12 protein-coding genes are annotated in these 12308 nt (G+C 70.0%); 6 read left to right on the forward strand and 6 right to left on the reverse strand.

What is annotated here, in order from left to right; translation table 11 throughout:
- The first annotated feature begins 43 nt into the window (after window positions 1-43).
- Together O3I_RS31725 and O3I_RS31730 are read left to right on the forward strand one after the other, a co-directional pair.
- Entirely contained in the window at window positions 44-1465 is a 1422-nt protein-coding gene (locus O3I_RS31725) for a short-chain fatty acyl-CoA regulator family protein (protein WP_014987117.1), read from the forward strand.
- Window positions 1466-1522: 57 nt separating this feature from the next.
- A complete protein-coding gene (locus O3I_RS31730; RefSeq protein WP_014987118.1) occupies window positions 1523-1918 on the forward strand; it encodes a nuclear transport factor 2 family protein in 396 nt (131 codons plus the stop codon).
- Between the two features lie 8 nt (window positions 1919-1926).
- On the opposite strand, the gene recG is transcribed toward O3I_RS31730, so the two are convergent.
- Both recG and O3I_RS31740 read right to left on the reverse strand, forming a co-directional pair.
- Entirely contained in the window at window positions 1927-4212 is a 2286-nt protein-coding gene (recG, locus tag O3I_RS31735; RefSeq protein ID WP_014987119.1) for an ATP-dependent DNA helicase RecG, read from the reverse strand.
- Entirely contained in the window at window positions 4213-5859 is a 1647-nt protein-coding gene (locus O3I_RS31740; protein WP_014987120.1) for a DAK2 domain-containing protein, read from the reverse strand.
- 388 nt (window positions 5860-6247) lie between these two features.
- On the opposite strand from O3I_RS31740, the gene rpmB reads away from it, so the two are divergent.
- From rpmB to O3I_RS31755, 3 genes are all read left to right on the forward strand, one after another.
- Window positions 6248-6439, forward strand: coding sequence for a 50S ribosomal protein L28 (rpmB, locus tag O3I_RS31745; RefSeq protein WP_011210730.1), 192 nt, complete (start codon window positions 6248-6250; stop codon window positions 6437-6439).
- A gap of 101 nt (window positions 6440-6540) precedes the next feature.
- Window positions 6541-7086: a GNAT family N-acetyltransferase gene (locus O3I_RS31750; RefSeq protein ID WP_014987121.1), complete on the forward strand. Its 546-nt coding sequence runs from the start codon at window positions 6541-6543 to the stop codon at window positions 7084-7086.
- A gap of 10 nt (window positions 7087-7096) precedes the next feature.
- Window positions 7097-7876: an enoyl-CoA hydratase/isomerase family protein gene (locus O3I_RS31755; protein WP_014987122.1), complete on the forward strand. Its 780-nt coding sequence runs from the start codon at window positions 7097-7099 to the stop codon at window positions 7874-7876.
- Here the strand turns inward: O3I_RS31755 and O3I_RS31760 are convergent, their stop codons facing one another.
- From O3I_RS31760 to thiL, 4 genes are all read right to left on the reverse strand, one after another.
- A complete protein-coding gene (locus O3I_RS31760; RefSeq protein WP_014987123.1) occupies window positions 7877-8737 on the reverse strand; it encodes an alpha/beta fold hydrolase in 861 nt (286 codons plus the stop codon).
- A gap of 62 nt (window positions 8738-8799) precedes the next feature.
- The gene (locus O3I_RS31765) at window positions 8800-9075 is read right to left on the reverse strand and encodes a hypothetical protein (protein ID WP_014987124.1); all 276 of its coding nucleotides are present in this window, start codon (window positions 9073-9075) and stop codon (window positions 8800-8802) included.
- 53 nt (window positions 9076-9128) lie between these two features.
- Entirely contained in the window at window positions 9129-9812 is a 684-nt protein-coding gene (locus tag O3I_RS31770) for a uracil-DNA glycosylase (RefSeq protein WP_014987125.1), read from the reverse strand.
- 11 nt (window positions 9813-9823) lie between these two features.
- The gene (gene thiL, locus O3I_RS31775; protein WP_014987126.1) at window positions 9824-10885 is read right to left on the reverse strand and encodes a thiamine-phosphate kinase; all 1062 of its coding nucleotides are present in this window, start codon (window positions 10883-10885) and stop codon (window positions 9824-9826) included.
- 768 nt (window positions 10886-11653) lie between these two features.
- Between thiL and O3I_RS47085 the strand changes: the two genes are divergently transcribed.
- Complete coding sequence (locus tag O3I_RS47085) at window positions 11654-12268, forward strand: DUF3515 family protein (protein WP_041564622.1); 615 nt, start codon at window positions 11654-11656, stop codon at window positions 12266-12268.
- Window positions 12269-12308: the final 40 nt, after the last annotated feature.

Genomic DNA, 12308 nt, shown 5'->3' on the forward strand with positions numbered 1-12308 from the left:
GGATATGCGATGTTTGCGAAGGTGTGGGGCTACCATCTTGCACGTGCGGAAGATGTACGCGGGTGCGCGGCTGCGGCGGTTGCGCGAGGAACGCCGGCTCACCCAGGCGGCGCTGGCGAAATCGCTGGATCTCTCACCCAGCTATCTCAACCAGCTCGAACGTGACCAGCGCCCGCTCACCATCCCGGTGCTACTGAAACTCAACTCCACCTTCGACCTGGACGTGCAGTTCTTCGCGGCGGACTCCGATGCCCGGCTCGTCTCGGATCTGCACGAGGTGCTGATCGATGCCGCGGGCGGGCACACCGCGCCGCTCACCGAAGTGGAGGAGCTGGCGACCAGACAGCCCGACGTCGCGCGGATCGTCGTCGCGATGCACCGGCGACTGCGCGCCGCCACCGACCAGCTGGACCTGCTCTCCGCCCGGGTGGACACGCCCGCCGGCACGCCCGGCGTGCCCATGCCCTACGAGGACGTGCGGGACTTCTTCTACGACCACCACAACCACATCCCGCAGCTGGACATCGCCGCCGAGCAGCTCTTCGAACAGTCCGGGCTGACCATCGGCTCGCTCGATCGCCAGCTCGCCAGGGTCGCGGAGGAACGCGCCGGGGTCACGGTGCTGGTCCGCGGCGACGGCGCCGATCCCACCATCCCGAAACGCCACTACGATCCCGAAACCCGCACGCTGACCCTGGCTCGGCGACTGCGGCCCGGCCAGCGCGCCTTCCAGATCGCGACCACCCTCGCCCTGCTGCTGTACGGCACCGAACTCGACGGCGTGCTCGCCGAAACCCCATCGCTCACCGGCGAATCCCGCACGCTCGCCCGCATCGGACTGGCCAACTACTTCGCGGGCGCATTGGTGCTGCCCTACAGTCGCTTCCTGCGCTCGGCCGAGGAGTTGCACTACGACATCGACCTGCTCGGCCTGCGTTTCGAGGTCGGCTTCGAGACCATCTGCCACCGGCTCAGCACCCTGCAACGGCAGGGCCAGCGCGGCGTGCCGTTCTTCTTCGTCCGCACCGACCGGGCGGGCAATATCTCGAAACGCCAGTCCGCCACCGCTTTTCACTTCTCCAGGGTCGGCGGTAGCTGTCCGCTGTGGGTGGTGCACGAGGCGTTCGCCTATCCGGGCCGCATCCTGACCCAGATCGCCGAGATGCCCGACGGCAGGCGCTATCTGTGGATCGCGCGCACCGCGATGACCGCGCCGCAGGGATTCGGTACCGCGACAAAGAATTTCGCGATCGGGCTGGGCTGCGATATCGAATACGCCGACCGCCTGGTGTATTCCTCCGGACTGCAACTGGACGACCCGGCGACAGCGGTGCCGATCGGCGCGGGCTGCAAGGTGTGCGAACGCCCCGCCTGCCCCCAGCGCGCCTTCCCGCACATCGGCAGCCCCCTGGCCGTCGACGAGAACACCAGCACCGACCTCCCCTACCCCCGCATCGGGCACTGACACGGGACGTTCCATTCGTCCAAGCCACCCACTCGAGCGGGGCCTACCGTTGCACTCATGGCTACCACACCCACGACCGGCGCACTGCACGATCGTCTCGTGCCGTTGCTCGACGCATGGATGGCGGCCATCGTCGCCAACGATGCGGCACGGATCGGCGAATTCATGACCGACGACTGGACGATGGTCTCCGAAAACGGGATCACCAGCGCCCGGGACTTCCTGGGGTTCATCGCGTCCGGCGCGCTCACCCATTCGGCGATGCAGCGGGTGGGCGACCCGGTGATCCAAAGCCACGGCACGGTCGCGGTATTGACGGTCCGAGTCACCAATACCGCGCACTACCAAGGTAAACGGTTCGACGCCGACGAGTGGACCACGGACGTCTATGTCGAAACCCCACAGGGCTGGCGCTGCTCGCTCAGCCACATCACCGCGGTCGCGACGGTTTAGGGCCGAGCTCACGACTTGGCCAGGTACTCCAGGCGTTCGGAGTCGACGGCGGCGTGCATCATGCCGGCCAGGCCCGGGTGCTTCTTCAATCCGGGGTCGGCTTCGACCACCTCGCGCGCGAGTTCCTGTGCGGCGGTGATGACTTCGAGATCGTCGAGCAGCGAGAGCAGTTTCAGGGAGCGGGCCGTTCCGGACTGGGCCGCGCCGAGCACGTCGCCTTCGCGCCGGGTGCGCAGGTCGAGCACCGCGAGCTCGAAGCCGTCCGTGGTGCTCGCGACCGCGTCCAGCCGCGCCATCGCCGAGCCACCCGGCGCGGAATCGGTGATCAGCAGGCACAACCCGGCATGCTTGCCACGACCGATTCGGCCGCGCAGCTGATGTAGCTGACTGACGCCGAAACGGTCCGCGTCGACGATCACCATCACGGTCGCGTTCGGCACGTCGACGCCGACCTCGACGACCGTCGTGCAGACGAGCACGTCGACCGAGCCGTCGTTGAACGCGCGCATCACCTGGTCTTTTTCGTCCGCCGGCAGCCTGCCGTGCAGCAGGCCGACCCGGACCCGGGACAGCGGCCCCGCCCGCAGCTGATCGAACACGTCGAGCGCGGCCGCCGTGGTGGGGCCTTCCTTCTCGGTGTCCTTGGCCTTGGCCTTGCCGTTCTTCGACTTACCGGCGGCCTCTTCGTCGTCGCCGATCCGGGAGCAGACCACGTAGGCCTGCCGACCGGCGTCGACCTCCTCCAGGATGCGTTCCCACGCACGGTCGACCCAGTTCGGATGTTGCCTGCGCGGTACGACTTTGGACGTGATCGGCGAGCGGCCGCGCGGCAACTCGGTCAGCGTCGAGGTCTCCAGGTCGCCGAGGGTGGTCATCGCGATGGTGCGCGGAATCGGCGTCGCGGTCATCACCAGCAGGTGCGGGCTGGCTCCGGCTTTCGCTTTGGCCCGCAACGCATCCCGCTGTTCGACACCGAAGCGGTGCTGCTCGTCTACCACCACCATGCCCAGGTCGAAGAACTCGACATTGTCCTGGATGAGCGCGTGCGTGCCGATCACGATGCCCGCCTCCCCGGTCACCGCCTCCAACAGCGCCGCCTTTTTCGCCGAGGCCGACATCGAACCGGTGACCAGCACCACCTTGGTCGCGTGCTCGGCCGCGCCGAGTTCGCCGCCGCTGCCGAGATCACCGAGCATCCCGCGCATCGACCGATAGTGCTGGGCGGCAAGGACTTCCGTCGGCGCGAGCAACGCGCACTGCTGCCCCGCGTCGACGATCTGCAACATGGCGTTCAGCGCGACGATCGTCTTACCGGAACCCACCTCGCCCTGCAGCAGCCGGTGCATCGGCTGGCTGCGGGACATGTCCGCGGAGATCTCCGCGATCACCTGCTGCTGACCGGCGGTCAACTCGAAGGGCAGCCGGGTCTGGAACTCGGCGGCGATGCCGTCCGGGCGCGGCGGGCACGGGCGCGCGGACCGGCCGGACACCTCATGCCTGCGCTCGGCGAGCACCAGTTGCAGCGCCAGCGCCTCGTCGAACCGCAGCCGCTCTCTGGCCTGGTCGATATCGGTCTTGCGCTCCGGTAGGTGGATCAGGCGCAGGGCGTCGGAGATCTTCATCAGCGAACGATCCGCCCGGATGTCGTCGGGCACCGGATCGTCGATCGGGTCCAACTGGTCGAGCACCTGCCGGATACACGCGAGCACGTCCCAGCTCTGCACCTTCGCGGTGGCCGGATACACCGGGATGAACTCGCGCTCCATGAACGAGGTGTCCACGCCCTCGGCGCCTTTCGCGCTCTGCGCCAGCCCGCGCAAGTTGCCGCCGCCGCGCACGGTGGTGAGCGAGCCGACCTTCTCCTCGTCGTCGGCCTCGGGCAGGATGAGGTAGCCGGGGTGGCTCAGGTTCCACTGGCCGGGCCGCCAGTAGGTGACGGTGCCCGACATCATCGCCCGAAGACCTTCTTTGACAACGTATTTCACCTTGTCACCGTTGAAGAAGGTGACGTCGACACCGCGACCGGTGCCGGAACCGGTGTCCAGCACCACCTTCAGCAGCGAACCGCGCCGGTTGCGCATCGGGCGCAGCTCGGCCTTGGTGATCCGGCCGATCACGGTGATGTGCGCGCCCTCCTCGGGCGCCTCCTCGGTGAGCGGTTGCCCCTGGGTGGCGTAGCGCAGCGGATAGTGCCGGAGCAGGTCCTCCACCGTGTGCATGTCGAAGGCGTCGACCAGGGACCCGGCCGCCTTCACGCCGAGGATATGGTCGAGCCGATCGCTCAGGGTCGCCATCTACTCCACTCCGATCTGCACCAGATCCCCGTGCTGCCCACCGGAATACACGGTGACCTCCACGCCGGGGAACTCGTCGCCGATATGTGCGGCCAGCGCGTCGGCGAGGCCGTCCGGCGCGGCCGCGCCCATGAGCAACGTGACGAGCTCGCCGCCGAAGGCGAGCATCCGGTCGAGCAGCGTCAGTCCGGCCGCCCGCACATCGTGGTCGATCACGACGACATCGTGGCCGACCAGACCGAGTCCGTCGCCCGCCTCGCAGGTGCCGACCATGGTGAGCGCCCGCTCCGGGGCGGCCCGCAGCGCACCCCAGCGGGTGGTCGCGGCCGCCTCCGACATAGCGAAGGCGTCGTCGACGGCGATCCGGCCGCGGTCGTGTACCGCCAGCGCCGCGAGCCCCTGCACCACCGACGCGCTCGGCAGCAGTAGCACGTCGCGGTGCGCGTCCCGGGCGGCGACACCGACCGCGACCAGGTCGTGCGCGGGCAGTGCGCCGTTGGGCAGCACCAGGACCTCACGATTCGGCATCGCACGGATCGCGTCGAGCAAGGCGGCCGCGGTCACCGGGCCGTCGCCGTCCAAAACCACCGCGCCCGCGTCCTCGAACAGGGCGGCCGCGCCGTCGCCCGCGGCCACCGCGAGGATGCCGCGATCGGCGGGGCCCTCGGGGACGGGCAGTTCGTCACCGGTGACGAGCTGTTCGGCGGCGTCGTGCAGCGGCTCATGCCGGGCCAGGGCGAAGCTCTCGATCCGGATACCGCTGAGCCGCCCCGTCGCGAGGCCCGCCTCCACCGCCGCGCCGGCATCGGCGCAGTGCACGTGCGCGGACCAGGAGCCCTGCCCGTCGCCGACCACCACCACCGAATCCCCCAGTTCGGTGAGCCGGGCGCGCAGTGCCGCCAGCCGCGCCTCGTCGGTGTCGCTCAGCAGGTACATCACTTCGTATTGCGGTGTGGGCGAAGCTGTTTCGGCCGGTTCGGGTTCGGGCCGGGGCATGCCGGGTTCCTTCGGGGTGTACTCCGGCCGGGACGGGATCTCACCGAGCGTCACCGACACCAGGCTGTCCAGCAGTACCACCAGGCCGCGGGCGCCCGCGTCGACCACCCCGGCATCGCGCAGCACGCCGAGCTGCGACGGCGTTTCGCCCAGCGCCTTGGCCGCGCCGTCGGCCGCCGCGAGGGCGACCTCGGCGAGCGTGCCGTCGGCGTCCGCGGCGGCGCTGGCCGCGGCACAGTCGAGCACGGTGAGAATGGTGCCCTCGATCGGCACGCTCAGCGCCGCCCGGACCAGCACGGCCGCGCGCCGCAACGCCTCGCGCAGCGTCGCCGCGGTCAGCGGACCCGCGCGGACGGCCTCGGCGATCCCGCGCAGCACCTGGGACAGGATGATGCCGGAATTGCCGCGGGCGCCGATCGTCGCGCCGCGCGCCATGGCGGCGGCGACCTCGTGTGCCGTCACCTCGCGCGCACTCGACGGGGTCGCTATCGCCTCGGCGGCCGCCATCGCCGCGCGCATCGTCGCGAGCAGGTTCGTGCCGGTGTCGGCGTCCGGTATCGGGAAGACATTGAGTGCGTTGATCTCCTCGCGCCGATGGGCCAGGCCGTCGAGGCAGGTTCGACCCCAGCGCAGCAGCGCCGTGCCGTCCATCACATCCCGCACTCCGGGCACCGTCACCCCTCTCCCTCCGCCACTTGTTTCCGGCGCGCGGCACGCCGCCGGGCCCGCGCTCGCGCCGCAGACGCCGCTCGCCAGGTTAGCGGGCGATACCGACACCCGGCCGACGGTGTGGGCCGCGGCGGGCGACCGGTCGTTTCCGGCTACACTCGGGGTACCCCACAGCCGTCACCGGCATCGGCTGCCGACGCCCGGTTTGGTGGATCGGTGCCCGTCCCGCTACCCTTGCAGGGTTGCCTCGCGTGGCCGTCGCCGGTTTGCGCTGGCCGACATCAGTCGGCAGGGGTACGTCGATACATTGTTTCCGGACATGCTGCCCGCGGGCGGCGGTCCCCACCATGACATGAAGGAGTTCGCGACTATGGCTGCCGTCTGCGACGTCTGCGCCAAGGGCCCCGGCTTCGGGAAGTCGGTCTCGCACTCGCACCGGCGCACCAACCGTCGCTGGAACCCGAACATCCAGACCGTTCGCGCCCAGGTTGCGCCGGGTAACACCCGCCGCATGAACGTGTGCACCTCCTGCCTGAAGGCGGGCAAGGTCGTCCGCGGCTGAACCGCCACGGCTGATCGGTACGAGACCGACGCACGCCCCGGCACCCTCACGGGTGGCCGGGGCGTAGTCATCTGCGGGTCCGTTCGGCGACCATGGTGCCCATGACCGAGTCGACGTGGCGCATCCTGCCGCTCGCCGCCGAACACACCTACCGCCTCGCCGAATGTCATATCGCCTGCTGGCGTGAGGCCTACGCAGACCTGGTGCCCGCGCACGTGCTCGCCGCGTTCGACGTGCGCCGCCGAGCCGCCCAATGGGAACGCGACCGCCTCCGCTACCCGGGACGCACGCACGTCGCGGTGCTCGGCGACGCCGTGATCGGGTTCGCCAGCGCGGGCGAGTCCACCGATGAATCACCGGTCACACCACTGGAGTTGACCGCGCTGTATGTCCGCGCGGCCTGGTACGGCACCGGCGTCGCCGACGATCTCCTGCGCACGGTGCTCGACCCGCGAAAGCCCTGCTCGCTGTGGGTGTTCGAGGACAATCCGCGGGCCCGCGCCTTCTACGGCAGGCACGGCTTCCGCCCGGACGGCGCGCGCAAGATCGAACCGTTCACCGCCGTGCTGGAACTGCGCATGGTGCGCCCACCGGACGAAACCGACCTCGGCGCAACGCCGTCCGGCCCCGCCGTGGCCACCCGTTAAAGTGCAGGGCATGACCTCCACCGCGCAGACCGGGTACGTGAGCACCGTCGACGGCGTCCTGCAGATCACCATCGCCACCGCCGCCAACGGCACGTCCATGGACTTCGGTGGCATCGTCGCCGGCACGGCCGCCCTGCGCTCGCTCGGCGCGGACGTCGGGGCCGTGCTGCTGACGAGCAGCGGGGCGAACTTCTGCGCGGGCGGCAACGTGCGCGGCTTCGCGGCCGCCGACGATCGCGCCGCACACATCTACGGTCTGGCCACCGATCTGCACCACTTCGTCCGCGCGCTCGACGCGACCCCGGTGCCGGTCGTCGCGGGCGTGCACGGCTGGGCGGCGGGCGCGGGCATGAGCCTGGTCTGCGCCGCCGATATCGCGCTCGGCGGCCCCGGCACCAAACTGCGCCCCGCCTACCCGGGTATCGGGCTCAGCCCCGACGGCGGCATGTCCTGGACGCTGCCGCGCATCGTCGGACTGGGCCGGGCTCGCGAAATCCTGCTCACCGACGCCGTATTGGACGCCGACGAGGCGGTGCGGCTCGGCATCCTCAGCAGGCTGGTCGCCGACGAGGACGTGCAGAGCGCAGCGCTCGACCTGGCCCGCACGCTCGCCGCCGGACCGCGTTCGACCCATGCCAGCATCAAAACGCTGCTGGCCCAGTCGACTTCGTCGACCCTCAGCGACCAGCTCGACCGCGAGCGCGAGGCGATCGCCGCCGCGGCCGACGGCCCGACCGGGCGCGAGGGTGTGGACGCGTTCGTGGCGAAGCGGAAGCCGGAGTACCGGTAGCTACTGTTCGTTGCGCAGCACGAACTTGGCGACCGCGTCGGTGAACGAATCGTTGTTGTCGCCCGCCGCGGTATGCGCGGCACCGCCGATCTCGACCAACTCCGCGTGCGGCACCAGTTCCTGGAAGGCGGCGGCTCCCTCGGCGCTCACCACATCGGACTGCAAGCCGCGCACCAGCAGCACGGGCATGGTCAGCCGGCGGGCCGCCGACTCCATCTGATCGACCATCTCCGAGGCGTCCTCGACCCGGCCGGCCAGCATGTCCGGATCCCAGTGCCAGTACCAGCGACCGTCGCGCTGTCGCAGATTGCGTCGCAGCCCGTCGGTGTTCTCCGGCCGCGGACGATGCGGCAGATATTCGGCGACGGCGTCGGCGACCTGCTCGAGCGAGTCGAAGCCGTCCCGATGCCGGCCGAGAAAGTCGATCACCCGCGCCACCCCGGCCTGCTCCGGCCTGGTCACGATGTCGACGAGCACCAGCGCCTTGATCGGTGCGCCGGGGACCGCGGTGGCGAGCAGCCCGGTGATCCCGCCCATACTGGCCCCCACCACGACGGCGGGCGCACCGAGCTGCTCCAACACCAGCAAAAGATCTCGAACCATGGTGTCGCGGCGGTAGTCACCGTCCGCGGACCATGCGCTGTCACCGTGCCCGCGCGCATCCAGGGTGACCACCCGCATGCCGGAGGCGGCCAGCTTCACGCCGGTCTGCTTCCACGAGTGCCTGGTCTGCCCGCCGCCGTGCAGGAACACCACGAGCGGGCCGTCGATCGGGCCGAATTGGTCGGCAACTAGCTCGAGACCACCCGAACCACGCAGCCGCAGCGGCGCGGGCTCGAGCAGATTGTTCGCATTACTCACTAACCGAGGATCGCATAGAACTGGTTACAGTTCACTCGCGAGCCTCCAGAACGGGTTTCCGCTCAGCAATTCCACTTGCCGGACGCGCTGAAGGTGTTCTGCAGCAAGCAGGTGACCTTGGCGTTGACCGACGACGAGATGGTAGAGGAGCCGTTGGAGGTGAATTCCTCACCGATCGGCGCCGACGTGGTACCGGCCGGAGCCGAGGTGGTGTCCGTGGCCTGCTCCAGCGGCAGACCCTTGGCACTCGCGGTGGCGGCGCCACCGGCGAGAGCGGCGCAGAGGGCCAGGGTGGCGGTGGTGCCGCGCAGTGCGCCACGAACGGTGGTGTTGGGCATGGGTAGAGCTCCTCACTCGATTCGAACTCGGTAGATCACACACAGACGCCTGCTCACGGCAGGCGCCAGTCAACGGGTTCGGCACCCAGCTCGTCGAGCAGTTCGTTCACTCGGGAGAACGGGCGGGAACCGAAGAAACCGCGCGACGCCGACAGCGGCGACGGATGCGCGGACTCGATATAGGGCACCTCGGCCTCGACCAGGGTCGGCTTCAGCGTCGACGCGTCCCGACCCCAGAGGATCGCGACCAGCGGCTCATCCCGCGCGACCAACGCGCGAATCGCCTGTTCGGTCACCGCTTCCCAGCCCTTGCCGCGATGTGAGGCGGGCTGGCCCGGTGTCACCGTCAACACCCTGTTCAGCATCAGCACACCCTGGTCCGACCACGGGCTCAGGTCGCCGCAGGACGGGGTCGGGTGGCCGAGATCCTTGGTGTATTCGGCGAAGATATTGGACAGGCTGCGCGGCACCGGCGAAACATCCGGAGCGACAGAGAAACTCAAGCCCATCGCATGACCGGGGGTCGGATACGGGTCCTGGCCCACCACCAGCACCCGGACCGCGTCGAACGGGCGCTGGAACGCGCGCAGCACATTCTCACCGGCCGGTAGATAGCCGCGGCCCGCCGCGTTCTCGGCGCGCAGGAACTCGCCCATGGCCGAAATTCGATCCGCCACCGACTCGAGTGCCTTCGCCCATCCCGGATCCATGATTTCCGACAGTGGTTTCGCGCCCATGACCGCACAACTTAGCGTGGTTCGCCGGCCGACGCCGAGTCCGCCCCACCGAACGATTCCCAACCGGCACTGCCGGAGCGCGGCACACCGTCGACTGTGACGCCGTGACCGGCGCACACGCGCCCGATCGGCACCCAGCCCGCGGGCAGCGGCCGACCGGCGGGCCAGCTGCCGGCGAAGGCGTGGTCCTCGCCGCCGGTCAGAATCCATTGCGCCGCATCGGCATCCAGTGCGGCGGCGATCCGCTCGAGTGCCGGGTCGCGCAACGCCGCCGAATCCAGATCGATGGCGACGGCCGAGGACGCGGCGATATGTCCGAGATCGGCGAGCAGGCCGTCGGAGATGTCGGTGAGTGAATTCGGGCTCAGTGTTGCCGAATTCGCGGCGTGGTCGTGCGGGTGGATCGCAGTGTCGTGCGGGTGCGTCGCAGTGTCGTGCGGGTGCGTCGCAGTGTCTTTCGCGGGCAGGACGTCCAGCACCGCGGCGTAGGGCGGTTGCGGGACTCGATGCGCGGCAAGCACTTCGGCGAACTCGGCGGAGTCCACACCGGCGGTCAGCGCCGCGAGGCCAGCCGCGGACCAGCCGAGCCGCCCCGCCACCGCGACCGTGTCGCCCACGCGCGCACCGGATCTCGGCACCGGTGCCCGGCCGCTCAGATCACCGAACGCGGTCACCGAGATCACGATCTCGCGGCTGCACACCAGGTCGCCGCCTGCGATCGAGGCGCCGGCACGGCCCGCCTCCGCCCACATCCCGTCGGCCAGGCCGTCGACCACCTCGAGCGGGGTGTCCGACGGTAAACCGAGCGCGACCACGAACGCGCTGGGCGCGGCACCCATCGCGACCACATCGGCGGCGTTCTGCGCGATCGCCTTACGGCCGATGTCCGCGGGACTGGACCAGTCGAGCCGGAAGTGCCGGTCCTGCACGAGCATGTCGGTGGTCACCACGAATCGGCCGTCCGGCGCGGCGACCAGCGCGGCATCGTCCCCCGGCCCGAGCAGCACGCCGGGTGCCTGCACCCGACGCCGGTTGATCCGCTCGATCAGCGCGAACTCCCCCAGTTCGCGCACCGTCCTCGGCGTAGCGCTCTCGCTGATGACCGGGTCCTTTCCGACACGCTGCTGGCTGGAAACGACCCGAAGGTACCCTTTCCAGGGCAATCGAGTACTACCGGGCCGGTCACGGCACCCGCGGCAGCGATCGCGGCCCCGACCGGTCATCCAGCGCAGGAAGGGTCGGTGAGCATGGCGGCGGAATCGTCGAACCGCGATTCGTCGAAGGGCGAGGACGCCGGAGTGGGCGGTGTGTCCGCGCGTGACACCGAGCAGTCCTCGACTGTGGGAGCAGGCAAGTCGGCAACCGATGCCGCGGACCGGACCGGCACCGACGCCTCCGCCACGGAAAGCACCGGCACCGACGCCGCCACCGGAAGCACGGGAAGCACCAGTACCAAGGCCACGGCTGCCGAAAGCACCGACACCACGGCCCGCGCAGAAGGCGCTGACGCCATCACGGGAAACACTGACGCCGACGCGGCTGCCACCGGAAGCTCCCACACCACCGCCGTCGCCGGAAACACCGAAACCGACGCCACCACGGAACGCACCGGCACCAAGGCCACAGCCACCGGAAGCACCGAACCCGGCGCTGCCACGGAACGCACTGGCGCTGAGGCCGCGGCCACCGGAAGCTTTGACACCGATGCCAGCGCAGGAAACACTGACGCCGACGCGACGGCGACCGGAGGCTCCCACACCACCGCCGTCCCCGGAAGCACGGAGGCCGACGCGACGGCGACGGATAAGCGCGATGCCGATGCGGCGACCACCCGGAGCGATGTGGCCGAGTCCGAGGCGGCGCGCGATGGCGCGTCCGACGCCGAGGAATCCGAAGCCGCTGCGAGCACTGATGGGATCGCGCGGCAGTATCCGCCCGCGCTGATCGCCACGGCGGTCGCGCTGCCGGTGGTGCTCATTGTCGGGTTGCTCGTGGCCGCGGTGCTCGCCCGCCGCGCACCGGTCGAACGTGAACCATTGGTCCTCGGTCCGGTCGCCGCGCCCGCCGCGGACGGTCAGGCGTGCGTCACGTTGCTGCCCGCCTTGCCGACCACCGTCGGCGACTTCACCAAATCCACTCTCGTGGAGCCCTCCCCGCCCGGCACCCGAGCCTGGCAGCGACCCGACGGCGGCGACGCGATCGTCCTGCGCTGCGGCTTGGACCGCCCGCTCGAATTCAACCGCGCCTCGCCCTTGCAACTGGTGAACAACGTCCAGTGGTTCGAGGCCCGTGACCCGGCCGCCAAGGCCAGCACCTGGTTCGCCGTCGACCGCGAGACCTATATCGCGCTCACCGTGCCCGACGGCTCCGGACCCACACCGCTGCAAAGCGTCTCCGACGCGATCACCGCCAACCTCCCGGCCAAGGCACTCGACCCGGGACCGCTGCCCAACTGATCACGGCGGCGTCGACCCTCGGACTCGAACTCACGGTCCC

Source organism: Nocardia brasiliensis ATCC 700358 (genome assembly GCF_000250675.2).
GTDB classification, from domain to species: Bacteria; Actinomycetota; Actinomycetes; order Mycobacteriales; family Mycobacteriaceae; genus Nocardia; species Nocardia brasiliensis_B.